The 24,866-nt window shown below is 68.3% G+C and carries 21 protein-coding genes; 9 read left to right on the forward strand and 12 right to left on the reverse strand.

Annotated features, from left to right (window positions below):
* Positions 1-41 precede the first annotated feature (41 nt).
* The 6 genes from gyrB to dnaA form a co-directional block, all read right to left on the reverse strand.
* Positions 42-2,105, reverse strand: a complete 2,064-nt coding sequence (gyrB, locus tag ABZT74_RS01340; protein WP_355873351.1) for a DNA topoisomerase (ATP-hydrolyzing) subunit B — start codon at positions 2,103-2,105, stop codon at positions 42-44.
* A 585-nt stretch (positions 2,106-2,690) separates the two neighbouring features.
* Complete coding sequence (locus ABZT74_RS01345) at positions 2,691-3,266, reverse strand: DciA family protein (RefSeq protein WP_356169139.1); 576 nt, start codon at positions 3,264-3,266, stop codon at positions 2,691-2,693.
* Positions 3,263-4,387 (reverse strand): DNA replication/repair protein RecF, encoded by a 1,125-nt coding sequence (gene recF / locus ABZT74_RS01350; protein ID WP_356169142.1) that lies wholly within the window; start codon positions 4,385-4,387, stop codon positions 3,263-3,265. Before recF ends, ABZT74_RS01345 begins: the two co-directional genes overlap by 4 nt.
* Positions 4,388-4,518: 131 nt before the next feature.
* Positions 4,519-5,394, reverse strand: a complete 876-nt coding sequence (gene gnd / locus ABZT74_RS01355; RefSeq protein WP_356432826.1) for a phosphogluconate dehydrogenase (NAD(+)-dependent, decarboxylating) — start codon at positions 5,392-5,394, stop codon at positions 4,519-4,521.
* A gap of 191 nt (positions 5,395-5,585) precedes the next feature.
* Positions 5,586-6,716, reverse strand: a complete 1,131-nt coding sequence (gene dnaN / locus ABZT74_RS01360; RefSeq protein WP_149512458.1) for a DNA polymerase III subunit beta — start codon at positions 6,714-6,716, stop codon at positions 5,586-5,588.
* A 1,090-nt stretch (positions 6,717-7,806) separates the two neighbouring features.
* The gene (gene dnaA / locus ABZT74_RS01365; protein ID WP_356169145.1) at positions 7,807-9,894 is read right to left on the reverse strand and encodes a chromosomal replication initiator protein DnaA; all 2,088 of its coding nucleotides are present in this window, start codon (positions 9,892-9,894) and stop codon (positions 7,807-7,809) included.
* 398 nt (positions 9,895-10,292) lie between these two features.
* Here dnaA and rpmH point away from each other — a divergent pair, with 398 nt between their 5' ends.
* The 9 genes from rpmH (at position 10,293) to ABZT74_RS01410 (ending at position 17,366) form a co-directional block, all read left to right on the forward strand.
* Positions 10,293-10,430 (forward strand): 50S ribosomal protein L34, encoded by a 138-nt coding sequence (gene rpmH, locus ABZT74_RS01370; protein WP_006381191.1) that lies wholly within the window; start codon positions 10,293-10,295, stop codon positions 10,428-10,430.
* A 21-nt stretch (positions 10,431-10,451) separates the two neighbouring features.
* A complete protein-coding gene (rnpA, locus tag ABZT74_RS01375; RefSeq protein ID WP_355873367.1) occupies positions 10,452-10,823 on the forward strand; it encodes a ribonuclease P protein component in 372 nt (123 codons plus the stop codon).
* Positions 10,820-11,173 (forward strand): membrane protein insertion efficiency factor YidD, encoded by a 354-nt coding sequence (gene yidD / locus ABZT74_RS01380; RefSeq protein ID WP_355873370.1) that lies wholly within the window; start codon positions 10,820-10,822, stop codon positions 11,171-11,173. Before rnpA ends, yidD begins: the two co-directional genes overlap by 4 nt.
* A 3-nt stretch (positions 11,174-11,176) precedes the next feature.
* Positions 11,177-12,451 carry a membrane protein insertase YidC gene (gene yidC, locus ABZT74_RS01385; protein ID WP_355873373.1) on the forward strand — a complete coding sequence of 425 codons (1,275 nt, stop codon included), beginning with the start codon at positions 11,177-11,179 and terminating at the stop codon, positions 12,449-12,451.
* Between the two features lie 15 nt (positions 12,452-12,466).
* Positions 12,467-12,976: a R3H domain-containing nucleic acid-binding protein gene (locus ABZT74_RS01390; protein ID WP_355873376.1), complete on the forward strand. Its 510-nt coding sequence runs from the start codon at positions 12,467-12,469 to the stop codon at positions 12,974-12,976.
* Positions 12,977-13,177: 201 nt separating this feature from the next.
* On the forward strand, positions 13,178-13,894 hold the full coding sequence (gene rsmG, locus ABZT74_RS01395) for a 16S rRNA (guanine(527)-N(7))-methyltransferase RsmG (protein ID WP_355873379.1): 717 nt from the start codon (positions 13,178-13,180) through the stop codon (positions 13,892-13,894).
* A 363-nt stretch (positions 13,895-14,257) separates the two neighbouring features.
* A complete protein-coding gene (locus ABZT74_RS01400) occupies positions 14,258-15,331 on the forward strand; it encodes a ParA family protein (protein ID WP_355873439.1) in 1,074 nt (357 codons plus the stop codon).
* Positions 15,328-16,422, forward strand: a complete 1,095-nt coding sequence (locus ABZT74_RS01405; protein WP_356169150.1) for a ParB/RepB/Spo0J family partition protein — start codon at positions 15,328-15,330, stop codon at positions 16,420-16,422. The genes ABZT74_RS01400 and ABZT74_RS01405 overlap by 4 nt, the downstream gene beginning before the upstream one ends.
* A gap of 326 nt (positions 16,423-16,748) precedes the next feature.
* The gene (locus tag ABZT74_RS01410) at positions 16,749-17,366 is read left to right on the forward strand and encodes a GNAT family N-acetyltransferase (protein ID WP_356169153.1); all 618 of its coding nucleotides are present in this window, start codon (positions 16,749-16,751) and stop codon (positions 17,364-17,366) included.
* Positions 17,367-17,520: 154 nt separating this feature from the next.
* Here ABZT74_RS01410 and trxA read toward each other — a convergent pair whose 3' ends face one another.
* From trxA to murJ, 6 genes are all read right to left on the reverse strand, one after another.
* On the reverse strand, positions 17,521-17,853 hold the full coding sequence (gene trxA, locus ABZT74_RS01415; protein ID WP_355873387.1) for a thioredoxin: 333 nt from the start codon (positions 17,851-17,853) through the stop codon (positions 17,521-17,523).
* A 43-nt stretch (positions 17,854-17,896) separates the two neighbouring features.
* Positions 17,897-18,862: a thioredoxin-disulfide reductase gene (gene trxB / locus ABZT74_RS01420; protein ID WP_355873390.1), complete on the reverse strand. Its 966-nt coding sequence runs from the start codon at positions 18,860-18,862 to the stop codon at positions 17,897-17,899.
* Between the two features lie 227 nt (positions 18,863-19,089).
* Complete coding sequence (locus ABZT74_RS01425; RefSeq protein WP_356432829.1) at positions 19,090-19,986, reverse strand: hypothetical protein; 897 nt, start codon at positions 19,984-19,986, stop codon at positions 19,090-19,092.
* Entirely contained in the window at positions 19,983-20,714 is a 732-nt protein-coding gene (gene sigM, locus ABZT74_RS01430) for an RNA polymerase sigma factor SigM (protein WP_356432831.1), read from the reverse strand. Before sigM ends, ABZT74_RS01425 begins: the two co-directional genes overlap by 4 nt.
* Before the next feature lie 28 nt (positions 20,715-20,742).
* Positions 20,743-22,458 carry a serine/threonine protein kinase gene (locus ABZT74_RS01435; protein WP_356432833.1) on the reverse strand — a complete coding sequence of 572 codons (1,716 nt, stop codon included), beginning with the start codon at positions 22,456-22,458 and terminating at the stop codon, positions 20,743-20,745.
* Positions 22,459-22,576: 118 nt separating this feature from the next.
* Positions 22,577-24,823 (reverse strand): murein biosynthesis integral membrane protein MurJ, encoded by a 2,247-nt coding sequence (gene murJ / locus ABZT74_RS01440; protein WP_356432835.1) that lies wholly within the window; start codon positions 24,821-24,823, stop codon positions 22,577-22,579.
* Positions 24,824-24,866 lie beyond the last annotated feature (43 nt).

Here is a 24,866-nt window from a genome sequence, read left to right on the forward strand (position 1 = left end):
GCTGGTGAAGATCCTTTCTGACGCGGTCAGCTGAGACCGACTCAGATGTCGAGGAAGCGGACGTCCTTGGCATTGCGCTGGATGAACGCGCGGCGCGCCTCGACGTCCTCGCCCATGAGGACCGAGAACAGGTCGTCGGCCTGGGCGGCGTCGTCGAGCGTGACCTGACCGAGGACGCGGTGCTCCTGGTCCATGGTCGTGATGCGCAGTTCCTCGGCGTTCATCTCACCGAGACCCTTGAATCGCTGGATCGAGTCCTCACGGACGCGCTTGCCGGCCTGGCGGCCGAGCTCGATCAGCGCGTCGCGCTCGCGGTCGGAGTACGCGTACTCGAAGTCGTCCCGGCCCCACTTGATCTTGTAGAGCGGCGGGCGCGACAGGAACACGTGACCGGCCTCGACCAGCGGCCGCATGAAGCGGAACAGGAAGGTCAGCAGCAGGGTGTTGATGTGCTGGCCGTCGACGTCGGCGTCCGCCATCAGGATGATCTTGTGATAGCGGAGCTTCTCGATGTCGAAGTCCTCGTGGACTCCGGTGCCGAAGGCGGAGATCAGTGCCTGGATCTCCTGGTTCTGCAGGATCTTGTCGATCCGCGCCTTCTCGACGTTGAGGATCTTTCCTCGGATCGGGAGGATCGCCTGGTACTGGGGGTTACGGCCGGACTTGGCCGAGCCGCCGGCGGAGTCACCCTCGACGATGAAGATCTCGCATTTGGTGGGGTCGTTCGACTGGCAGTCGGACAGCTTGCCCGGCAGGGACGCCGACTCCAGCAGGCCCTTGCGGCGCGTGAGGTCGCGCGCCTTGCGGGCCGCCACGCGCGCGGTGGCCGCCTGGATGGACTTGCGGATGATGTCCACGGCTTCGTTCGGGTTGCGGTCCAGCCAGTCGTTGAGGTGCTCGTAGACCGCGCGCTGGACGAAGGTCTTGGCCTCCGTGTTGCCCAGCTTGGTCTTGGTCTGGCCCTCGAACTGCGGCTCGCTCAGCTTGACCGAGATGATCGCCGTCAGACCCTCGCGGATGTCGTCACCCGTGAGGTTGTCGTCCTTCTCGCGAAGCAGCTTCTTGTCGCGCGCGTACTTGTTGATGAGCGAGGTCAGCGCCGCACGGAAGCCCTCCTCGTGCGTACCGCCCTCGTGCGTGTGGATGATGTTGGCGAAGGAGTAGACGCCCTCGCTGTAGCCGCTGTTCCACTGCATCGCGACCTCGAGGGACAGGCTCTTGTCCTTGTCCTCCGCCTCGAGGTCGATGACGGTGGGGTGTACCGCTTCTCCCTTACGGGAGTTGAGGTACTTCACGAAGTCGACGATGCCGCCTTCGTAGTGGTACGTGACGGTCTTGACCTCGTCCTTCTCGTCAGCACCCGCCTCGTCCGCACCGGCTGTGGCCTTCGCCGAATCGCGCTCATCAGTGAGTTTGATCGTCAAACCCTTGTTGAGGAACGCCATCTCCTGGAAGCGCCGCGACAGCGTCTCGAAGGAGTACTCCGTGGTCTCGAAGATGTCCGCGTCGGCCCAGAAGGTGACCGACGTGCCGGTCTCGTCCGTGGCCTCGTGCTTCGAGAGCGGGGCCGTCGGGACGCCCAGCTTGTAGTCCTGCGTGTAGCGGTGACCGTCCGTCTTGACCTCGACGGAGATCTTGCTCGACAGGGCGTTCACGACGGAGACGCCCACGCCGTGCAGACCACCGGAGACCGCGTAGCCGCCGCCGCCGAACTTGCCGCCCGCGTGCAGCACGGTCAGCACGACCTCGAGGGCCGGCTTGCCCTCGGACGCCACGATGCCCACCGGGATACCGCGGCCGTTGTCGACGACGCGCACGCCGCCGTCCGGGAGGATCGTGATGTCGATCGTGTCGGCGTGGCCGGCCAGCGCCTCGTCGACCGAGTTGTCCACGACCTCGTACACGAGGTGGTGGAGCCCACGCTCACCGGTCGAGCCGATGTACATGCCGGGTCGCTTGCGGACCGCGTCCAGACCCTCGAGGACGGTGATGGCGCTGGCGTCGTACGAGGCTGTGACCTCGCCGTTCGCGCCGGCGTCGGTGGACGGGATGTTCTCGTTGGGGTTGCCGGAATCGGCCACGAAGCGCCCTTTCTGGCACAGCACAAGCCGAACTCCCGGCGGGTGGCCGGAGCGGCTGCGGCGTGTTGCGTTGGTAAGCCTTAGTCAGCGTTGCTCGGTGCGTCCCACAAGTGGGGCGGGATTAGCTTCCAGTCTACCGGTAGCGCCGACAGTGATGGGGGTTTGCCGGTACCTGAGTCCGCATGTGCCGCCCTGAACCGGTCTCGCCCGACTCCCCATATGCGGACCCGGGCCCAAAGAGGCTCACAGCGGCACTCAGCGCTTCCAGGTGTCAACCCTTGGCTACTGGCAAGTCAGGTCGGTCTTCGCAACCGCATCCGGTTTCCCTCGTCAGCCCTCCGGAGCACGTCGGGATCGGCCGTGCGAGGTGCGTGGAACAGCTGCCGAAAAGGGCTAGGCACACCCCTGAACAGGGAGAACGCACGGCGCTGAGGATCAAGGGGAGGAGGCGTCGGCAGGTCGGCCGCCTCGGGGTTCGGAGCAGGGCCGGCTCGAAGCGGGCGTGCGATGCCCGTGAAGGGGGGTGACGAGAGAGGCGCGGGGTGAACCGGTGCGGGCCCGACGAAGCCGCGGGTGATCTCCGGAGCCGGGGCGATCACCGCGCGGAGGTCATCCGTAGGTGTCGCCGGGACCCTTGCTGCCTGGAGCCCGCAGGGGCCCGTAGCGGCGGGCGGGCCCGTTGGGGCCCAGGACCTTGATCAGGCGGACGGCGCCGTGGCCGAGGTCCTGGTTGAGCCGTGCGACGAGCTGCGGGGCCAGCAGGCGCAGCTGGGTGGCCCAGGCGGTCGAGTCGCACTGCACGGTCAGGACCCGCTCGGCGGGGTCCTCGTCGTAGCGCAGCGGGACGCAGTGCTTGGCCAGGTCCTCGCCGACGATCTGGGGCCAGCGGCCCATCACACCGCCCACCGCGGCCGGGGTCTCCCAGCCGCGCTCGGTGAGCAGCCGGTTGATGGCGGCGCCCAGCGCCATGGGGTCGCGGCCGTCGGCACCGGAGCCGGAGCGCAGGCCGCCTCCGCGGCGAGCCTGCCTCTTCTGCTGGGCCGCGTCGCCACGCGCGCGGGCCTGCTCCTTGGCGGCGCGCAGCGCCACGCGGGCGAGGTCGACGCCGGACGGTTCGGGGGTCTTCTTGCGGGCGGCTTCGCCGGACGGGCCGTCGGCAGCAGCTCCCGGTGTGTTTTCCGTCATACGCGCTCCACCGTGCCTTCGGACACGACATACCGCGTCCCGCTGAGAACCCCCGGCACGTCGTCGTCCACGGCGGCCGTCACCAGTACCTGCTCGCCCGGGGCGACGAGTTCCGCGAGCCGCTCGCGCCTGCGGCTGTCCAGTTCGGCGAACACGTCGTCGAGGACCAGCACCGGTTCGTTGCCCTCGGCGCGGAGCAGGTCGTATGAGGCAAGGCGCAGCGCCAGCGCGTAGGACCAGGACTCACCGTGGGAGGCGTATCCCTTGGCGGGCAACTGGCCGAGCTTGAGCACGAGGTCGTCGCGGTGGGGGCCCACGAGGGTCACTCCGCGCTCGATCTCGGACTTGCGGGACTCCTCCAGGGCCGCGATCAGCTGCGCGAAGAGCTCCTCGCGCGCGTGGCCCACGATGCCGGGCGAGGAGGCCTTGTACTCCAGGGCGACGGGTCCGCCGCCGGGTGCCAGCTGCTCGTACGCCTTGTCGGCCAGCGGCTGGATCGCCGCGACGAGGTCGAGGCGCTGGGCGAGCAGTTCGGCGCCCACCCGCGCGAGGTGCTGGTCCCACACGTCGAGGGTAGACAGGTCCATGGTGCGGCCGCCGTGCCGACGGGCCAGCGCGGCCGACTTCAGGAGGGTGTTGCGCTGCTTGAGGACGCGGTCGTAGTCGGAGCGGACGCCCGCCATCCGCGGGGAGCGCGCGGTGATCAGCTCGTCGAGGAAACGGCGCCGCTCGCCGGGGTCGCCCTTGACCAGTGCGAGGTCCTCGGGCGCGAACAGCACGGTGCGCACGATGCCGAGCACGTCACGGGGCCTGACCTGCGAGGACCTGTTGATGCGGGCGCGATTGGCCTTGCCCGGGTTCAGTTCCAGCTCGATGAGCTGCTGGCGCTCTCCCTGGCGGACGTTGGCCCGGATGATCGCCCGCTCGGCGCCCATGCGGACCAGTGGCGCGTCGGAGGAGACGCGGTGACTGCCGAGGGTGGCGAGGTAGCCGACGGCCTCGACCAGGTTCGTCTTGCCCTGTCCGTTGGGACCGACGAACGCGGTGACGCCCGGGTCGAGCGGAACCTCGACCCGGGCGTACGAGCGGAAGTCGGCCAGCGACAGATGCGTGACGTGCATGGTCGTTCGCCGACCTCCCCCAGCGTGGTGTTTCCGGTTCTGCCCGGAGTCCGGGTCGCCCCGGTCCCCAGGTTCTTTCCCCGGCTGTGGACAACCGGGTCACCCCGGGTGTGGAGAACCCGGGGTGTCGATCAGGCCTTCTCGACGGCGTGTCCGCCGAACTGGTTACGCAGGGCCGCGATCATCTTCATCTGCGGCGAGTCGTCCTGCCGCGAGGCGAAGCGGGCGAAGAGCGACGCGGTGATCGCGGGAAGCGGCACCGCGTTGTCGATGGCCGCCTCCACCGTCCACCGGCCCTCGCCGGAGTCCTGTGCGAAGCCCCTGAGCTTGTCGAGGTGCTCGTCCTCGTCCAGCGCGTTGACCGCGAGGTCGAGCAGCCAGGAACGGATGACGGTGCCCTCCTGCCAGGACCGGAAGACCTCGCGCACGTCCGTGACGGAGTCGACCTTCTCCAGCAGCTCCCAGCCCTCGGCGTAGGCCTGCATCATGGCGTACTCGATGCCGTTGTGGACCATCTTCGCGAAGTGGCCCGCGCCGACCTTGCCGGCGTGCACCGAACCGAAGTCGCCGTCCGGCTTGAGCGCGTCGAAGATCGGCTGCACCTTCTCGACGTTCTCGGGGGTGCCGCCGTACATCAGCGCGTAGCCGTTCTCCAAGCCCCAGACGCCGCCCGAGACACCGCAGTCGACGAAGCCGATGCCCTTGATGCCGAGCTCGACGGCGTGCTTCTCGTCGTCCGTCCAGCGGGAGTTGCCGCCGTCCACCACGACGTCGCCCGGCTCCAGCACGGCGGCCAGTTCGTCGATGGTGGCCTGGGTCGCGGCACCGGCCGGGACCATGACCCACACCACGCGGGGGCCCTTGAGCCTGCCCACGAGTTCTTCCACGCTGTGGACATCGGCGAGGTCCGGGTTGCGGTCGTATCCGATGACGGTGTGGCCTGCGCGGCGGATCCGCTCGCGCATGTTGCCGCCCATCTTGCCGAGGCCGACGAGACCGAGCTCCATCAGTTGTTCCTTAGGGTTGCGACGTGGCGTGAGGGCACTCTCGTACCTGGGTCCGAGCCTAGACCGGGGGGTACCACCCACGCCTTTCGGGCACCGGGGGAACACCTGCGCATCTGGGGGCATAGCCGCTCAGACGTGTACTCCGTCCGCGGTGCCGCCCGCCGGCCCTCGGGACCGGCGGGCTCCGGGCGTCAGCCGGAGAGGCGGACCGGCATGATCAGGTACTTGTAGGCCTCGTCGGCCTCGGCGTCCAGAGCGGGCCTGCCGCTCAGCAGCGCGGGCTTCGTGGACGTCGTGAAGGACAGCTGGGCCACCGGCGAGTCGATGGCGCTGAGGCCGTCGAGCAGGAACGTCGGGTTGAAGGCGATCGAGACGTCGTCACCCTCCAGCTGCGCGTCGACCCTTTCCACAGCCTGTGCGTCGTCGCTGGAACCGGCCTCGAGGATCAGCACGCCCTGCTCGAAGCTCAGCCGCACCGGGGTGTTCCGCTCAGCAACGAGGGCCACACGCTTGACGGCCTCCACGAAGGGGGCGGTCTCGATGACGGCGATCGAGTTGAACTCGGTCGGGAACAGAGAGCGGTACTTCGGGAGGTCGCCTTCGAGCAGACGGGTGGTCGTACGACGGCCGGCGCCCTCGAAGCCGATGAGGCCCTCGCCCGCACCGGAGCCGGACAGCGCCAGGATGACGCTGTCGCCGCTCGTGAGGGCCTTGGCGGTGTCCAGGAGCGTCTTGGCGGGCACCAGGGCCACCGCGGACGCCTCGGGGTTCTCCGGCTTCCACAGGAACTCGCGGACCGCGAAGCGGTACCGGTCGGTGGAGGCGAGGGTGACGGTGTCGCCCTCGATCTCGATCCGCACGCCGGTGAGGACGGGAAGCGTGTCGTCCCGCCCGGCGGCGATGGCCACCTGGGCGGCGGCGGAGGCGAAGACCTCACCGGGGACGGTGCCGGTGGCCGACGGCATCTGCGGCAGCGCCGGGTACTCCTCCACGGGCAGGGTGTGGAGGGTGAAGCGTGAGGAACCGCAGACCACGGTCGCCCGTACACCGTCTGTGGAAATCTCCACCGGCCGGTTGGGCAGGGCGCGGCAGATGTCGGCGAGGAGACGGCCGGACACGAGGACCGTGCCCTCCTCGTCGATCTCCGCGTCCACGGAGACCCGCGCCGAGACCTCGTAGTCGAAGCTGGAGAGGCTCAGGGCGCCCTCCTCGGCCCGCAGAAGCAGGCCGGCGAGCACAGGAGCCGGCGGACGGGCCGGGAGGCTGCGTGCCGCCCAGGCCACTGCCTCCGCGAGTACGTCGCGTTCCACCCGGATCTTCACCGTTGCCGCCTCCGTCTGTTGCCGGCGCTCTCGCCCTGCTGGCCTTCGTCGTCTGACTCGGTGTCGTTCGGCCCTGTGAGGGGAAGGACACCGGGGAACAGTCTGACGCACCTCGCTGACAGTCGTTGCCCCTCGGGGTCAAGTCGTGCCGAGCGGCAGTCGAGCCGCCGAGAGCGAGTTGTGCACAGCCCCGTCTTCGAAACGTTTCTCAGGCTCTCTCTAGTTGGTCTTAGTAGTAGGGGCTGTGGAAACCGTGGATAACCCCGTTTTCGCAGCTCAGAGGCGGTTTTTTGTCCACCGACCCTGTGGGTGGAGGCGGTGGACAACCAGGCCTCTCTGTGGACGGTGAAAAGTTCTGCACACTCGATGCACAGCCTGAGGCCACTTCTCCCCAGGACCGTCCCCAGCTTTGCCCTCGTTCCCCACAGCCCAATCCGGCACCTTGGTGTGACGCCTTTCACTCGACCCGGTGAGATCGCGCGTCGCGTTGCCGAACAGTGGACAGAGGTGTGGAGAAGCTGGAGATCGCTGGGGACAACGGGCTCCTGCCTGTGGGCCGCCCGTGGACAACTCGGTGCACACCCTGTGGATCTTTTCCTTGTCCACAGCCTGTGGAGAATCTTCGTCCACGAATCCACAGGCGGTTGACCTGGTCTGATGGTCTTTCAACAGACTCTCCTGTGGACACGATCTGGACAACTTCCCGGTCCCCAGGATGTGGACGCCAGAAAGTCACCGAATCTGTGGAGGGTGGCCGTAACCCCGCCCGGATTCGAACAGCAGGTGTCGGGCCGGTAGCGGTGGCAGCGGGCTCCGAGCCCTCGGTGAGGCCGTCGGAAGTCGTCGAAACGCATTTTTTGGGCGCTCTCAGGACGCTTCCAGGGGCACTGGGAGGACGCGCCTGACCGCCGGGGAATGACTCTGCTTCCCTCGGAAGGGAGCTGCGGAACTCCTGGGAGGGGCGCGGTGGGGGATCTTCGACAGGACGACCGAGCCCCGCCGCAGGCGCCTGAGGGCGTCAGGAAATGGCGAAGGGCGCCCCGGGAAGGTGTCCCGGGGCGCCCTTCGCAGGCTGCTGCGGCCGGCTGAGTCAGCCGTTCTTGATGCGGTTCGTGAGCTCCGTGACCTGGTTGTAGATCGAGCGGCGCTCGGCCATCAGCGCGCGGATCTTGCGGTCCGCGTGCATCACGGTCGTGTGGTCACGGCCGCCGAACTGCGCGCCGATCTTCGGCAGCGACAGATCGGTCAGCTCACGGCACAGATACATGGCGATCTGGCGCGCCGTCACCAGGACCCGGCTGCGCGAGGAACCGCACAGGTCGTCCACGGTGAGCCCGAAGTAGTCGGCGGTCGCCGCCATGATCGCGGGCGCGGTGATCTCCGGGGCGGAGTCCTCGCCGCCGGGGATCAGGTCCTTGAGGACGATCTCCGTCAGACCGAGGTCCACCGGCTGCCGGTTGAGCGACGCGAACGCCGTCACCCGGATCAGCGCCCCCTCCAGCTCGCGGATGTTGCGCGAGATCCGGGACGCGATGAACTCGAGAACCTCCGGCGGGGCGTTGAGCTGCTCCTGGACCGCCTTCTTGCGGAGGATGGCGATCCGGGTCTCCAGCTCGGGCGGCTGGACGTCCGTGATCAGACCCCACTCGAAACGGTTGCGCAGCCGGTCCTCCAGGGTGACCAGCTGCTTGGGCGGCCGGTCGCTGGAGAGCACGATCTGCTTGTTCGCGTTGTGGAGCGTGTTGAAGGTGTGGAAGAACTCCTCCTGCGTCGACTCCTTGTCCGCGAGGAACTGGATGTCGTCGACGAGCAGGATGTCCATCTCCCGGTACCGCTTGCGGAAGCTGTCGCCCTTGCCGTCGCGGATGGAGTTGATGAACTCGTTGGTGAACTCCTCCGAGCTCACGTACCGCACCCGCGTGCCCGGGTAGAGGCTGCGGGCGTAGTGCCCGATCGCGTGCAGCAGGTGCGTCTTGCCGAGGCCCGACTCCCCATAGATGAAGAGGGGGTTGTACGCCTTCGCCGGCGCCTCGGCGACAGCCACCGCGGCGGCGTGCGCGAAGCGGTTCGAGGCACCGATGACGAACGTGTCGAACAGGTACTTCGGGTTCAGCCGCGCGGTGGGCTCACCCGGACCCGACGCCGGCGCGGGCTGCGCCGCCTTCGGTCCGGGAGCACCGCTCGAGGGGCCGCCTCTGCGTACCTGGCCGTTGCCGGAGGGGTCCTGGAGGTCGCGGCGGTCGGGGCGCTGGTCGTAGTCCGAGCGCGACTGGTCGTAGTCCTGGCGCTGCTGCTCGTAGGGCGAGCGGTCCATCGGCTGCGGCCGGTAGTCCTGCTGCGGCGAGGCGTACGGGTCGCGGTCGGGGAACCCCAGGCGCTGCTGCTGCCAGCCGTAGTCGTCCTGGGAGTGCCGCGGCCAGGCGCCCGGCTCGGGGCGCTGGTAGTCCGGGTAGGCGGGACGCGCGGTCGGCAGCTGGTCGCCCGGCGCGCCGGGCAGCGGCTCGGAGCGGCCGCCGCGGTGGTCGTCGGCGCGGTGGCGGCCGTACCCCTCGTATGCGTCGCGCCGCTGGGGCTCGTACGGGCTGCGCTCCTCGCGCCCCTGCGGTTCGTAGGGGCTGCGGTCGTCGCGTCCCTGACCACCCTCGTAACCGCCGCGGTCGTCACGGCCGCCTTGGCCGCCCTGGCCGTCGTATGCGGCGCGCTCGTCCCGCTGACCCTCGTAGCCGTTGCGGTCCTCGCGTCCCTGACCGCTCTCGTAGGCGCCCCGGTCGTCGCGTCCCTGACCGTTGTCATAAGGGCTGCGCTCTTCGCGCCCCTGGCTCTCGTACGCGTCGCGGCCCTGCCCGGCGGAGTGCTCCGACTCCTCGTAGCGAGGGGCGGCGGGCGTGGGGGGCGGCTCGCCGGCGGAGTCGTCGACGGTGATCGCGATACGGATCGGGCGGCCGCACTCGCGGCTCAGCGTCTCGCTCACGATCGGCGCGAGACGGCCTTCAAGGACGCCCTTCGCAAACTCGTTCGGGACAGCGAGCAGAGCGGTGTCCGCGACCAGGGCCAGGGGCTGGCAGCGTTTGATCCAGTGCTCGTCCTTGACCTCGACGCCCTGACCGCGGCCCTCACCGAGGAGTTGTTCCAGTACTCGTGGCCACACTGCGGCAAGATCGGCAGGTACGTCAGCCACAGGGCACGCTCTCTCACGGGTCCCACGAACGTGTGGTTCTGGGAACGGGTTGGTAAATCAGGCGGGGCGGGGCGGAGGAAGAAAACCGCTGGGGCGGCGAGAACGGAACGAATCGGAGTTCAGCCACGGTAGTCAGGGCGACGGGTGCGGTTCAAGTTGTTGTCCCCAGCCTGTGGATAGTGTCTCCTGCGAGGGACTGGTTTGACCGGATGGCGTAGCCGCGCGTACCGTAACCAGGTCGAGTTGTCGATGGCTGCTGCCGCCTGCCTCCGATGGGCACAGATCGCGAAGAGTGATCGGGAAGCGGTGCACTCGGGCGTAATACGAGTTTCCTCGTGGGCGCACGGTGACAGCCAGGACGGCACCCCGCCACCACCGATTCTTTCTGGAGCCCCCTAGTGAGCAAGCGCACCTTCCAGCCGAACAACCGTCGTCGCGCCAAGACCCACGGCTTCCGCCTGCGGATGCGCACCCGTGCCGGCCGCGCGATTCTCGCGAACCGCCGTGGCAAGGGTCGCGCCAGCCTGTCCGCCTGATCAGTTACAGGTCATGATCTCGTGCTGCCTACCGAGCATCGGCTGAGGCGGCGCGAGGACTTCGCGACCGCGGTACGTCGAGGACGCCGGGCCGGACGCCCGCTCCTCGTCGTCCACCTTCGTAGCGGTGCAACGGACCCGCACGCGCCTGGGGAGAGCGCTCCCCAGACGCGTGCGGGTTTCGTCGTGAGCAAAGCCGTGGGCGGAGCGGTCGTACGCAACAAGGTGAAGCGCAGGCTTCGCCATCTGATGCGTGACCGAGTCGCCCTGCTGCCCCCCGGTAGCCTGGTAGTCGTACGAGCGCTGCCCGGTGCGGGTGACGCCGACCATGAACAGCTGGCCCGAGACCTGGATGCCGCCATCGAGCGGCTACTGGGAGGGGGCGCGCGATGAAGTACCCACTGCTTGCTCTGATCAAGATCTATCAGTGGACGATCAGCCCGTTGCTCGGGCCGGTCTGCAAGTACTACCCGTCGTGCTCCCACTACGGCTACACAGCCATCGACCGGCACGGTGCGCTCAAGGGAACGGCACTTACCGCCTGGCGCATCCTCCGGTGCAATCCGTGGTCGCTGGGTGGTGTGGACCATGTTCCGCAACGCAAGCGTCCGCGGTGGCACGAATCGCTGCGTAACGCCTGGCGTGCACGCAAGGGCGGGACCTCCGCCGCCGAACCGGCCACCGGGGAGACCACTGCCCCGAGCCCGGCCGCCGAGACCCCGTCCCATGCTCAAGGAGCCTGATTAGTGGACACGATTGCCAGTCTTTTCAGCTTCATCACGACACCCGTTTCCTGGGTCATCGTCCAGTTCCACTCCGTGTACGGGCAGATCTTCGGCCCTGACACGGGCTGGGCCTGGGGCTTGTCCATCGTGTCCCTGGTGATTTTGATCCGTATCTGCCTGATCCCGCTCTTCGTGAAGCAGATCAAGGCCACTCGGGCCATGCAGACGCTGCAGCCCGAGATGAAGAAGATCCAGGAGCGCTACAAGAACGACAAGCAGCGTCAGTCCGAAGAGATGATGAAGCTGTACAAGGAGTCGGGTACCAACCCGCTCTCCTCGTGCCTTCCCATCCTGGCCCAGTCGCCGTTCTTCTTCGCCCTCTATCACGTGCTCAACGGCATCGCGACGGGCAAGACGATCGGCGTCATCGACGATCAGCTGCTCGCCAGCGCCCGTCAGGCCCACATCTTCGGTGCCCCGCTCGCCGCGAAGTTCACGGACAGCGCCGACAAGGTCGCTGCGCTCGGTGCCACGATCACCGACGTCCGGGTCGTCACCGCGATCATGATCGTGCTGATGTCGGGTTCGCAGTTCTACACCCAGCGTCAGCTGATGACGAAGAACGTCGACACCACGGTGAAGACGCCCTTCATGCAGCAGCAGAAGATGCTGATGTACGTCTTCCCGGTCATGTTCGCCGTCTTCGGCATCAACTTCCCGGTCGGTGTCCTCGTCTACTGGTTGACCACCAACGTGTGGACCATGGGCCAGCAGATGTACGTCATCCGCAACAACCCGACCCCGGGTTCGAAGGCTCAGGCCGCCTACCTGGAGCGCCTGCAGAAGCACGTCACCAGCCACGGCAAGACGCGCCGGCGCAGCGAGAAGGCCATCGTCAAGGCCATCGTCTCCAAGGGCCGCGACCGCAACGAGTTCGAGCGCAAGTTCATCAACAGCCTCACCAAGGCGGGTCTCGTGGCCCAGCCCGACGGGGTTGTGACGAAGGGTGACGGCGCGACGGTCGTCGAGACCGAGGACGGCACCACGACGACGGCCCCGGCGGCTCCCAAGCGCCAGCAGCCGAAGCGGCAGTCGAAGTCGCAGCGTCAGTCGGCCGTGACCGCCGCCGGGGGTAAGCCTGCGGACGAGTCCGAGCCGAAGACGTCGCTGAGCAAGTCCGACGAGCCAGAGGATGCCAAGCCCTCCGCGGCGAAGCCCGCCGCCGGTACCCGCAGCAAGGCCCAGTCCGGACAGCGCAAGGGCCCACAGCGGCCCAAGTCCCCGTCCAAGAAGTAAGAAGGAGTCCATCCCGTGACGGAAGGCACCACCTCCGCCGCCGCTGAGGGCGACACCCTGACCCGCCTGGAGCAGGAAGGCGAGATCGCGGCGGACTACCTCGAAGGTCTGCTCGACATCGCCGACCTCGACGGCGACATCGACATGGACGTCGAGGCCGACCGTGCCGCTGTCTCGATCATCAGCGACTCGGCCGGCCGCGACCTGCTGAAGCTGGTCGGCCGCGACGGCGAGGTGCTGGAGGCACTCCAGGAGCTCACGCGTCTGGCCGTGCACCGGGAGACCGGGGACCGCAGCCGGCTGATGCTGGACATCGCGGGCTTCCGCGCTCAGAAGCGTGAGGAGCTCTCCGAGCTGGGGGCCAAGGCCGCCGCCGAGGTCAAGAGCTCCGGCGAGCCGGTCAAGATGGACGCGATGACGCCTTTCGAGCGCAAGGTCGTGCACGACGCGGTCAAGGCCGCGGGCCTGCGCAGCGAGTCCGAGGGCGAGGAGCCGCAGCGCTTCGTCGTCGTGCTCCCCGCCTGATCGGTACGTACGCTCCCTCGGCCCCGTCTGTTGCGCAGACGGGGCCGAACTTTGTCAGCCTGGTAGTCCCCCTGCAGCTGTGTCCCGACATGGAACGCCGGAGGCGGTACGCGCACCCGCGCTCCTCGACAGCTGTTAGTCCCTGGTAGTCCTGGTGATCAGCGCCCAGAGCGCTCAAGCGGTACGGAAGGACGGTCCCCCGTGACGGAGGCAGCGGAGCTTCCCCCCGCGCCGGAGCAGGCGCGCGAGGTATTCGGCGATCGCTTCGAGGACGCGGTCCGGTACGCGGAGCTGCTGGCCGAGGCGGGAGTGCAGCGCGGACTGATCGGCCCCCGCGAGGTGCCCCGGCTGTGGGAGCGGCACCTGCTGAACTGCGCGGTGCTCTCCGAGGTCGTGCCCGAGAACGTGACCGTATGCGACGTCGGCTCCGGTGCGGGACTGCCCGGCATCCCGCTGGCACTCGTCAGGGAAGACCTCAAGATCACGCTGCTTGAGCCGCTTCTGCGGCGGACGACCTTCCTCACCGAGGTCGTGGAACTCCTCGGTCTCGACCATGTGACCGTCGTGCGCGGCCGTGCCGAGGAGGTCATGGGCACGCTCCAGCCGGTGCACGTGGTGACGGCCCGGGCGGTCGCCCCGCTCGACCGGCTCGCCGCCTGGGGCGTCCCGCTGCTCCGCCCGTACGGCGAGATGCTTGCCCTCAAGGGGGACACCGCCGAGGAGGAGCTGAAGGCCGCTTCCACCGCGCTCAGCAAGCTCGGCGCCGTGGAGACCTCCGTTCTGCATGTGGGTGAGGGGATCGTGGACCCGCTGTCCACGGTTGTGCGCGTCGAAGTGGGCGAGAGCCCCGGCGGTGTGCGTTTCGCCGCCAAGCGCGCCAAGGCGGCCAGGACGGGCCGAACGCGACGCCGCCGCTGACGCCCAGCGGTAGTCAACATCGCTGCTCCCGGTTCCCTGGGTAGGGGACCGGGAGTTTTGCTGTCTCGTGGAGGGGAGTTCTTTGTCACTCTCGCTGGTCGACCCTGAGGGCGGGGCGTACTCCACACAAGCAGGCATACCTACCCATCTCGGAGTGTCGCGCCGCGATGACCCCAGCGGCTAGGCATCGTGTTTCACGTGAAACGTCGCTCACTGTTGCACGGCATCATCAGTCGTGGCCGCGCTGCGGCCGAACCTCGCGACCGAAAGCCTCTCGGTTCACTCGGAGAGGGTGCGGAGTTGTCCACAGAGGTGGATTTCTCCACAGAACAACGGGCCTCGCTGGTTCACGACCCCGATCGCATGGGAGGCTCTGTTCATTGCGAGCCTGAAGTCGAGGAGAGTGAATCCTTGCGGTCCGACGCCAACATCGCGGGACCGATGACCGATCCGGTCCCCGGTCCCCGTACCGAGTCGATGGGGGAGGATGTTTCACGTGAAACACCGCCCCCTATGGACGACACTCCCATCGGTCGTGCTGCCCAACTGGCTGTGGAGGCGCTAGGTCGCGCCGGCGAGGGCCTGCCACGGCCCGAGCAGACCCGAGTCATGGTGGTCGCCAACCAGAAGGGTGGGGTGGGTAAGACCACGACCACGGTCAACCTTGCTGCCTCGCTGGCCCTGCACGGCGGCCGCGTCCTGGTGATCGACCTCGACCCTCAGGGCAATGCCTCCACCGCGCTGGGCATCGACCATCACGCCGAGGTCCCGTCGATCTACGACGTGCTGATCGACAGCAGGCCGCTCTCCGAAGTGGTTCAGGCGGTCCCTGATGTCGAGGGTCTCTTCTGCGCTCCCGCGACGATCGATCTCGCCGGTGCGGAGATCGAGCTGGTGTCGTTGGTGGCTCGAGAGAGCCGACTGGAACGCGCGATCCTGGCGTATGAGCAGCCGCTGGACTACATCCTCATCGACTGCCCGCCGTCGCTCGGTCTGCTGACCGTCAACGCGCTTGTCGCCGGCGCGGAGGTCCTCATCCCCATCCAGTGCGAGTACTACGCACTGGAAGGCCTGGGACAGCTTCTGCGCAACGTGGACCTGGTGCGCGGGCACCTCAACCCCAACCTCCACGTCTCGACGATTCTGCTCACCATGTACGACGGCCGGACGCGTCTGGCGTCCCAGGTCGCGGACGAGGTGCGCAGCCACTTCGGCGAAGAGGTACTGCGGACGAGCATTCCGCGCTCGGTCCGCATCTCCGAGGCTCCGAGCTACGGGCAGACGGTCCTGACCTACGATCCGGGTTCGAGCGGTGCTCTCTCGTACCTGGAGGCGGCGCGAGAGATCGCCCTCCGCGGAGCCGGAGTGTCGTACGACGCACAACATGCCCACGCGGGCGCACAGAACGATCGGAACACGGTGGAGGGGATCCAGTGAGCGAGCGACGAAGGGGGTTGGGACGGGGTCTTGGCGCATTGATCCCCGCGGCTCCTACAGGTGAGCGTGTGAGCGGTTCGGGGAACGGGGCGTCCATGACGCCGACTGCCGGCCCTGTCCTGACCGCGGAGCGCGGGGTGGCGGCGGCCAAGGTGACGACGTTGCCGCCTGTTTCACAGGAAACCGAGGAGCCGTCTTCGAGCGGATCCGCGGATGAGCTGCCGGCGCCGGTTGGTGCTCATTTCGCCGAGCTGCCCCTGGACTTCATCACCCCGAACCCGCGCCAGCCGCGTGAGGTGTTCGACGAGGACGCTCTGGCCGAACTCGTCACCTCCATCAAGGAGGTCGGGCTTCTCCAGCCTGTCGTCGTGCGGCAGGTCGGTCCGTCGCGCTTCGAGCTCATCATGGGCGAGCGGCGTTTCCGGGCCTGTCGCGAGGCGGGACTCGAGGCCATCCCCGCGATCGTCCGCGCCACGGACGACGAGAAGCTCCTCCTGGACGCGCTGCTGGAGAACCTGCACCGTGCCCAGCTGAACCCGCTGGAAGAGGCCGCCGCCTACGACCAGTTGCTCAAGGACTTCAACTGCACGCACGACCAGCTGGCCGACCGGATCGGACGTTCGCGTCCGCAGGTCTCCAACACCCTGCGTCTGCTGAAGCTCTCGCCGTCGGTTCAGCGCCGTGTCGCCGCCGGGGTTCTCTCCGCCGGTCACGCGCGTGCGCTCCTCTCCGTCGACGACTCGGAGGAGCAGGACCGCCTGGCCCACCGCATCGTGGCGGAGGGACTCTCGGTGCGAGCCGTGGAGGAGATCGTCACTCTCATGGGGTCGCGTCCTCAGTCGGCTCAGCGCGCCAAGGGTCCGCGGGCCGGCGGTCGTGTCTCTCCCGCGTTGAGTGAGCTGGCGACGCGTCTGTCGGATCGCTTCGAGACGCGGGTGAAGGTCGACCTGGGGCAGAAGAAGGGCAAGATCACTGTCGAGTTCGCTTCGATGGAAGACCTTGAGCGCATCCTCGGTTCCTTCGCTCCCGGCGAGGGACCGGTCCTTCAGAAGAGCCTTCTGGACGACGGCTCCGACGACACGGAGGCCTGAGTCGGCTTCTGGTGGACCGATCTCCGGTCGGTCCACCAGCGCGGGGCGGGCCGTGTCCGGCGTTACCGGACACGGCCCGCTCTTTGCTTTCCGTCGGTATCGATGGAATCGCTTCGTGGATACGATGCGATGGGTATGGCGCATTCACCTGGCAGCACCTTCATCGGGGAGGCGGGGGCCATGCACACCGTGAGCCGTACCGGACTGGTCACCGCAGGGCTGGGCTTGGGGGCCGTCGGAGGGTTCGTCGGCAGCCTGCTCAAGGAGCGGAGCCATCTGACATCCGCCCGTGACGCCGCGGGGGAAGGAAGCGAGGAAGATCCTTCATGGGGCGTCGGCTCGTACCGCTCACGCTGGACAACCTTTCGGACCTTCCCCAGCGTTGTCGGTCGTGTGTCTTCTGGGAGCTGGATCCCGTCAGCGGCGAGGCCGCGGTAAAGGCCGGCACAGCCGCGTCGGAGAAGGAGGCGTGGATCTCCGCGGTCCTGCTGGACTGGGGATCCTGCGGCCGGGTGGTCTACGTGGATGACGTCGCGGTGGGTTTCATTCTCTACGCGCCGCCGGCCTACGTCCCGCGGTCCACGGCGTTCTCCACAAGCCCCGTGTCACCGGACGCGGTTCAGCTCATCACGTCGTTCATCATGCCGGGGTACCAGGGGCAGGGACTGGGCAGAGTGATGGTCCAGACGGTCGCCAAGGATCTGCTCCAGCGAGGCTTCAAAGCGATCGAGGCTTTCGGCGACGCCCGGTGGAAGGAGCCTGCCTGTGTGCTCCCTGCCGACCACCTCCTCGCGGTGGGGTTCAAGACGGTGCGACCCCATCCCACCTTCCCCCGTCTGAGGCTGGAGCTGCGGACGACGCTCTCCTGGAAGGAAGACGTGGAGATGGCGCTGGATCGCCTCCTCGGAGCCGTACAGAAGGAACCAGCGCTCCGTCCCCTGTGACATCCGGGGGCGCTCGGTCCGCTGCCTGTGGCCCCCCCCGGGGGACCACAGACACGGTGAGCGGCGTGTGCCGAGACAAGCGAAAGGGCCGACCTCTTCAGGTCGGCCCTTTCTTGTTTCACGTGAAACATGCGCCGCGTGCGGCCGTCTTCGACTACTCGGAGATGAAGTCCTCGAGGTCCCGCACGATCGCGGCCTTCGGCTTCGCGCCGACGATGGTCTTGGCGACCTCGCCACCCTGGTAGACGTTCAGGGTCGGGATCGACATGACGCCGTACTTGGCGGCCGTACCCGGGTTCTCGTCGATGTTGAGCTTGACGATCTCGATCTTGTCGCCGTACTCGGCGGCGATGGCCTCCAGCGACGGGGCGATCTGACGGCAGGGTCCGCACCAGGCGGCCCAGAAGTCCACCAGAACGGGCTTGTCGTTCTTGAGGACGTCCTGCTCGAAGGAGTCGTCAGTCACGTTCTTCAGGGTGCCGGCCACGGCGGGCTCCTTAATTCGTTGTTGCGGTGGGGCGGACGGGGGATCAGACGGTGGCGGCCGCGGTGGCCGCCTCGCTGTCCGCGAGGGCAGCGAGGTAGCGCTCGGCGTCGAGGGCGGCGGAGCAGCCGGTGCCCGCCGCTGTGATCGCCTGGCGGTACGTGTGGTCGACGACGTCACCGGCGCCGAAGACACCGGTCAGGTTCGTCCGGGTCGACGGTGCGGCGACCTTCAGGTAGCCCTCCCCGTCGAGGTCGAGCTGACCCTTGAAGAGCTCGGTGCGCGGGTCGTGACCGATCGCGATGAACAGACCCGTCACCGGAAGCTCAGAGGTCTCACCGGTCTTGAGGTTGCGCAGCGTCAGGCCGGCGAGCTTCGGGTCGCCCTTGATCTCGGCCACCTCGCTGTCCCACACGAACTTGATCTTCGGGTCGCCGAAGGCGCGCTCCTGCATCGCCTTGGAAGCACGGAGGCTGTCCCGGCGGTGCACGATGGTCACGGACTTCGCGAAGCGCGAGAGGAAGGTGGCCTCCTCCATCGCGGTGTCGCCACCACCGATCACGGCGATGTCCTGGTCCTTGAAGAAGAAGCCGTCACAGGTCGCGCACCAGGAGACGCCGCGCCCGGAGAGCGTGTCCTCGTTGGGGAGGCCGAGCTTGCGGTGCTGCGAGCCGGTGGTGACGATGACGGCCTTGGCGCGGTGCACCGTACCGGCGGTGTCCGTGACGGTCTTGATCTCGCCCGTCAGGTCGACGGCGACCACGTCGTCCGGCACCAGCTCGGCGCCGAAGCGCTCGGCCTGGGCGCGCATGTTGTCCATGAGGTCCGGGCCCATGACGCCGTCCTGGAAACCGGGGAAGTTCTCCACCTCGGTGGTGTTCATGAGCGCACCACCCGCGGTGACGGCGCCCTCGAAGACCAGCGGCTTCAGCGACGCGCGCGCGGTGTAGAGCGCCGCCGTGTAGCCGGCGGGCCCGGACCCGATGATGATCACGTTACGGACGTCGCTCACGGCTTCATTCCTCGTCTCTGGAGACTGCTGCGTTCCGGTGGGAGCCTCACTCAGTACTCTCACCCCACCCAACGGATCCTAAGGGGCTTCAATTCCCACTGTGTCCGGGCACACGGAGATGGGCTTCCGCACAGAGATACCAAGCGCAGTCCAGGCACAAGGCCGCCCGATTCCACGGGTGCCCTGAAGGGGGCTCCGGCATGTCGGCGGCTGCTTGACCAACGCGCTCAGGACCGGGCGTACGACCGCGTCAGCAGGAGCTTGCCGGGCTTCGGGGAGGCCTGCGTCGCGCAGCCGGCGTCGACGATGCGAGCCGTGACCTTCGTGCTGTCGGAGGGGTCGGTCAGCACGAGAAGGAACACGTCCTTCCCCCTGTACGTGCCCGCTTCGGCGCCGAGGAGGGTTCCGCTGTCTCCGGCACCCTGCTCGACGCAGTCCGGAACGGGAAGCGTGGGTGTCATGAAAGTGCCGACGCCGCCGTCCTCCGACTGCGCACCCCAGGGCTTGGCACTGTCCGAGGGCGCAGGTGCCTTCTTGGTCTTCGCGAGAAGGTCCGAGACATCGCTCTTCAGCGAGCCTTCGGAGAAGGTGTCCTGCGCGTTCGACTCCTGCCGACGGGCGCTGGGGTTGCCCTTGTCGGAGTCGTTGCCACCCAGCGACTGCACGAGGATGACGCTCACGCCCAGCGCGGCGGCGGCGAAGGCGGTGCCGAGCAGCGCGACCGTTCCACGTCGCCCGCGGCGCGCCCGATGCGGGCGGCCCGGCCCGGTCCTGGCGCGCGGGTGCCCGGAGGGGCGATCCGTCGTCGATGTTTCACGTGAAACATGGGTGTGCGGAGCGTCGCTGTCAGATGCTTCGTCGGGCAGCGTCGCATTCAGCAGGGCTTCCGCGGCCAGGGCGGCATCGATCCGGCCGGCGACATCGTCCGGCATGCGCTGTGGGCCGGGCAGGGTCCCGAGCAGTCCGCGGATCTCCTCCAGGGAGTCGTACACGTCGGCGCAGAGGGCGCAGTCGTCGAGATGCCGTCGCACGTCATCCGAGCGGGACGGCGGAAGCAGACCTTCGGTGAGGTCGGAGATCTCGGCGACATCCGGGTGCCCGGCCGTATCCGTCGTGGATGTCACGCTCGCCCACCTCCGCCCTTCACAGCAGCTGAATCGCTCGGTCCCGCGTCACGGGGGCCCGCGTCGTGCGGCCCCGCTGCCGGTGGGACGGATGTCCCCTGCGTCCGGTTCCTTCCCTCGCCCGACTTCTTGGCCCCCTCGTCGTCCGGGCTCTCCGTCCGGAGGTGCGTGAGGAGGGGGAGAAGTCTGGCTCTGCCGCGAGCGCAGCGGCTCTTCACGGTGCCGGTCGGCACATCGAGCACGCGAGCCGCCTCCGCCACGGGGTATCCCTGCATGTCCACCAGGACGAGGGCGGCACGCTGGTCGGCGGGGAGCGTGCCCAGCGCGGCTATGAGTTCACGGTGCAGGTCGTTGCGCTCGGCCGGAGCGGAAGCCGACTCGTGCGGCTCCAGGAGCTGCTCCAGGCGCTGGGTGTCGTCCACGGGGGAGGTCCGTCGCGACGCCGCCTTGCGGGCCCGGTCCAGGCATGCGTTCACCGTGATGCGGTGCAGCCAGGTCGTGACGGCCGACTGCCCGCGAAAGGTATGCGCGGCCCGGTAGGCGGAGACGAGGGCGTCCTGGACGGCGTCAGCGGCCTCCTCGCGGTCTCCCAGCGTTCGCAGGGCCACCGCCCAGAGGCGGTCGCGATGACGCCTTACAAGCTCGCCGAAGGCATCAGGATCGCCGTCCACGTGACGGGCGAGGAGATCCTTGTCGCTTGCTTCGCCGAACGCGGCTTCATCGGCCATCGGACCCCCTCCCCCTCGTCGACGAGCGTCAGCCGGTGAACTTCACGTCCGTGACGGCCTGTTTGTAGCCGGCGCTGCTGTAGCCGTCGCTGGGAGCGTTCGGCACGTCGGTGATCCACAGCAGGACGTACTGCGTCTTCACCGACTTGGACGCCTTCACCTTCATGGTGGTGCCGGTCGTGGTGGCCGTGCCGATCTCCTTCATCCCGTCGACGGATGCCGAGGGCGCCAGGGAATCGGCTGCGTAGAGGTGGACGGTCGTGTGGTCGCCCGCGTACCGAAGCCCTATCGAGGCGGCCGACAGCGTCTGGGCCGAACCCAGGTCGTAGACGATGCCCACGCCGGGTTTGTACGGCGCGAGCTTGGGTCCGGCGTTGTACTTCTTGGTGCGCCAGTACGTGTTGCTGTCTCCGTCGAAGGTCTTGGCCACGTCTCCGGCAGCCTGTGCGGAACCCTCGGCGACGTACTCCTGCGCGTTCTGGATCTTGATCGGCCTGACCGGCTTGGTCTGGTCGCCGTTCTTGTCGTTGCCGTCCGTCGTGTGCGTCTGCTTGGTGTCGTCGGACTTGTTGCCCTGCTCCATGAGCGCGTCGGCGAGCTGCCAACTTCCCAGTCCCAACGCGGCGATGAGCAGCGCGGACACGGCCCACTTGAGAGCCTTGCCGGTGCGGCTCTGCAGCGGCGGAGGCGGGGCCGACACGGGCTGTGTGGCGCCGGGAGGACCCTGGCGGCCGTAGGTGCCCTGCTGGTACGAGGTGCGCTGGTACTCGGGCGGGGCCGTGAACGCGGGCTCCGGCGGGCGGATGCGGGGCATCTCGCTGATCGCCTTCACGAGCTCCTCCGGCGTCGTGCACGGGGACTCGTGCCGGGAGGCGGTCGCGCCGTCGTTGGCGAGCGCACGCATGGCGAGCTCCGACAGGCCGCGGTGGACTCCGGCGCGCACCTGGTCGGGTGCGATCAGGCCGACACCCTTGGGCAGCCCCGAGAGGCCGTAGGCGTCGCTCTCGTACGGCCAGCGCTGGGTGAGCGAGGCGTACAGGAGTGCGCCGATCGCCTCGGTGTCGGTGCGCTGGGGGGTGTCGGAACTGATCCCACGCAGCGCGGCGTTCACGGCGAGCCCGCGGATGCGCCACTGCCCGGACGACGTACGCAGCACGGCACCCGGCGTGAGCCGCAGATGCGCGAGGCCCTCGCGGTGTGCCGCGGCCATCGCCTGGGAGACCTGACTGACCATCTGGTAGGCCTCGTGCACCTCGAGGGGGCCCGAGGCGAGGAGGGCGGTCAGCTCCGTGGCGTCCGGCAGCCATTCGTGGACCACATAGACGAGGTCGTTCTCCTCGACGGCGTCCAGGACCTGGACGAAGCGGGGATCCCCCAGCAGGGCCGAGGAACGGGCCGCCGCGAGTACCGAACGGGCCCGCGGATGGTCGGCGGGCAGCAGATGGACACCGACGGCACGGCGGAGCTTCTCGTCCACCGCACGCCAACTGCTGAAACCGTCCAGACGGGTGACACACTCTTCGAGGCGATAGCGCCTCGCGAGTTTGTGACCACTGTGCAGTTCGGGCGGTGAGGCCTTCCCGGGACTCTCGGTCCCGCCGCTCCCCTGTGCCTCTTCGCTGTCCGTTTCCCGCTCCCGGTCCTGGGCCACCCCGTCGGACGTGGACTGGTCCGCCTTCGCGGTCAGCGGCTCGTCACCGCTGTTGTCTGCCACGTCGACGGCAGACGTGCTCCGTTCCGCCACCGTCGTCCCTGCCTCCCCATCCATTGCGCACTGTCCGACGCAGAAACCAATTGTGCCCACAGTCCGGCGCTATGCACGACACGCGACGACGGACGATGGTTGTGCGCGTACCCCCGCCTCAGCGCCCCAGGCGCCCGCGGACCATTCCGACCATTGAATTGAGCTCTTCGATACGCATCTTGCGCGCCGCGACGTAGAACACGCCCAGCAGGGCGATCGATCCGGCGACGAGTGCCGCGATCGAGCCGATCGCTCCATGGCCGAGAACCCTGGTGACCGCGAAGCCGACCGCGCCGCCCACCACGGCGCCCGGGATGGACGCCAGGCACAGACGCGCGTACGTACGCAGTACTCGCGCGCCGTCCAGGTCGCCGCCCAGCCGCCTGCGCAGCCGCTGCCAGGCCACTCCGACACCCACGGCGTACGCCAGACCGTACGCGCCGGCCATGCCGACGACGGCCCACTGGGCGGGCAGCACCACGTAACAGACGGCGGACGCGGCGGCGTTGACGCCGGCCACGATCACCGTGTTGTAGAAGGGGGTGCGGGTGTCCTCGTAGGCGTAGAAGCCGCGCAGGATCACGTACTGCACCGAGAACGGGATGAGACCGAGCGCGAAGGCCATGAGCACGTAGCCCTGGGACTCGGCGGCCTGGAGGCCGCTGGAGCCGAAGAGAAGGGTGCACATGGGGATGCCCAGGGCGATGAACATGAAGGACACGGGGACGATCGCCACCGCGGACGTCCGCAGACCCTGTGAAATGTCGTCGCGTACGGCACCCGGGTCACCGTCGTGGGCCGCTCGCGAGATGCGCGGAAGCATGGCCGCCATCACGGAAACCGTGATGATCGCCTGCGGCATACCCCAGATCAGCTGGGCGTTGGAGTAGGCCAGGATGCCTGTTCCGCCCTTGCCCGAGGCCTTCTGCGCGGCGGTCGCGAGCTGGGTGACGACGATGACGCCCGCCTGGTTGGCGAGGACGAAGAGCACGGTCCACTTGGCCAGATGGATCGCCTTCCCGAGCCCGTGACCGCGCCAGTCGAAGCGCGGACGGAACCGGAAGCCTGCCTCGCGCAGGTAGGGAACCATCGCCCCGGCCTGAACGACGAGGCCGAGCAGGGTGCCGATGCCCAGGAGACGGACGCCGTCCGGCGGGATGTTGGTCACGGTCATGCCGGAGTGCCGCGCGGTCCCGTAGACCCAGAGGAAGGTTCCGAAGGTGAAGATCATGACGATGTTGTTCAGGACCGGGGTCCACATCATCGCGCCGAACTTCCCGCGGGCGTTGAGAATCTGGCCCATGACCACGTGGACGCCCATGAAGAAGATCGTGGGCAGGCAGTACCGGGCGAACGTGACCGCCACGTTGTTCGCCGCTGCGTTGCTCGCGATGGGGTCCGACATCAGTTGGATCAGCAGCGGCGCGATGAAGACCGCGGCGGTGACGATCACACCGAGGGCGACCATGACGAGCGTCAGCAGGCGGTTGGCGTACGCCTCGCCCCCGTCGTCGTCCTCCTTCATGGATCGCACCAGCTGGGGCACGAACACGGAGTTGAGTCCGCCGCCGACTGTCAGGATGTAGATCATCGTCGGCAGCGTGTACGCGACGGTCCAGGCGTCACCGAGGGTCGCCGCGCCGAGAGCGGCCGTGATGATCATGGTGCGGACGAAGCCGGTGAGACGGGACACCAGGGTGCCCGCCGCCATGACCGCGCTGGACTTCAGCAAGCCTGAGGACCGGCCGCCCGACGTGGTGGCCGCAGCGGGCGGCGGAGCCATCGGGGGTTCGGCAACAGGCGGAGCAGGTTCGGGTGCCGGGGCCGGGACGGCGGTCGAGGCATAGGCGTTGCGGACGCCACCCTGCTGCTGGTCGCGGAAGAGGTGCGCGAAGGCGTCGGGCTCATGCTGCTCCTCGCCGGCCTGGGTGACCAGGTCGTCCACGCCCACGTACTGGGTGGTCCGGGCGTCGTCGCCGTACGGCAGGTGCCGGGTCGGTCCCGCCGGCTCGGGAGGGGGCGTCTGGGCCCACACCCTCGGGTCGGGGGCGTACTGCGACGTGGGCGGCTGGGCGTAGAGCGGCTGCTGCGGGTAGTACGAACCGGGGGGCGGCGGAGGGTGCGCGGCGCGGTCGTAGAGCGCCTCCGTCACCGGGTCCTGCGCCGAGAGGTCCTGCCCCCGGTAGGGATCCTGGTCGTAGGCGTCCTGGAGGTACATGTCCGCGGGATGCCCCGGCGGCATCTGGCCGGGCTCCGGCGTGCCCTCGGGGTAGCCGGAGCGGCCCGCGTCCTGGTCCGGGTACTCCTCGGGATAACCCGAGGGCCCCGCGCCCTGACCGCGGTCACCGTCGTACGGCGCGTTCATGGTTACCCCACCTCATCGTCCCCGGGCCCACCGGCCACGACAT

The organism is Streptomyces sp. NPDC005302 (assembly GCF_040607345.1).
GTDB lineage: Bacteria > Actinomycetota > Actinomycetes > Streptomycetales > Streptomycetaceae > Streptomyces.

What these genes read in the sequence shown, in the direction of transcription:
- yidD (WP_355873370.1), top strand. Translation starts at nt 10,820, where the DNA reads ATGAAGTACCCACTGCTTGCTCTGATCAAGATCTATCAGTGGACGATC.
- ABZT74_RS01400 (WP_355873439.1), top strand. Translation starts at nt 14,258, where the DNA reads ATGGGAGGCTCTGTTCATTGCGAGCCTGAAGTCGAGGAGAGTGAATCC.
- ABZT74_RS01410 (WP_356169153.1), top strand. Translation starts at nt 16,749, where the DNA reads ATGGGGCGTCGGCTCGTACCGCTCACGCTGGACAACCTTTCGGACCTT.
- murJ (WP_356432835.1), bottom strand. Translation starts at nt 24,823, where the DNA reads ATGAACGCGCCGTACGACGGTGACCGCGGTCAGGGCGCGGGGCCCTCG.
- recF (WP_356169142.1), bottom strand. Translation starts at nt 4,387, where the DNA reads ATGCACGTCACGCATCTGTCGCTGGCCGACTTCCGCTCGTACGCCCGG.
- sigM (WP_356432831.1), bottom strand. Translation starts at nt 20,714, where the DNA reads ATGGCCGATGAAGCCGCGTTCGGCGAAGCAAGCGACAAGGATCTCCTC.
- gnd (WP_356432826.1), bottom strand. Translation starts at nt 5,394, where the DNA reads ATGGAGCTCGGTCTCGTCGGCCTCGGCAAGATGGGCGGCAACATGCGC.
- ABZT74_RS01345 (WP_356169139.1), bottom strand. Translation starts at nt 3,266, where the DNA reads ATGACGGAAAACACACCGGGAGCTGCTGCCGACGGCCCGTCCGGCGAA.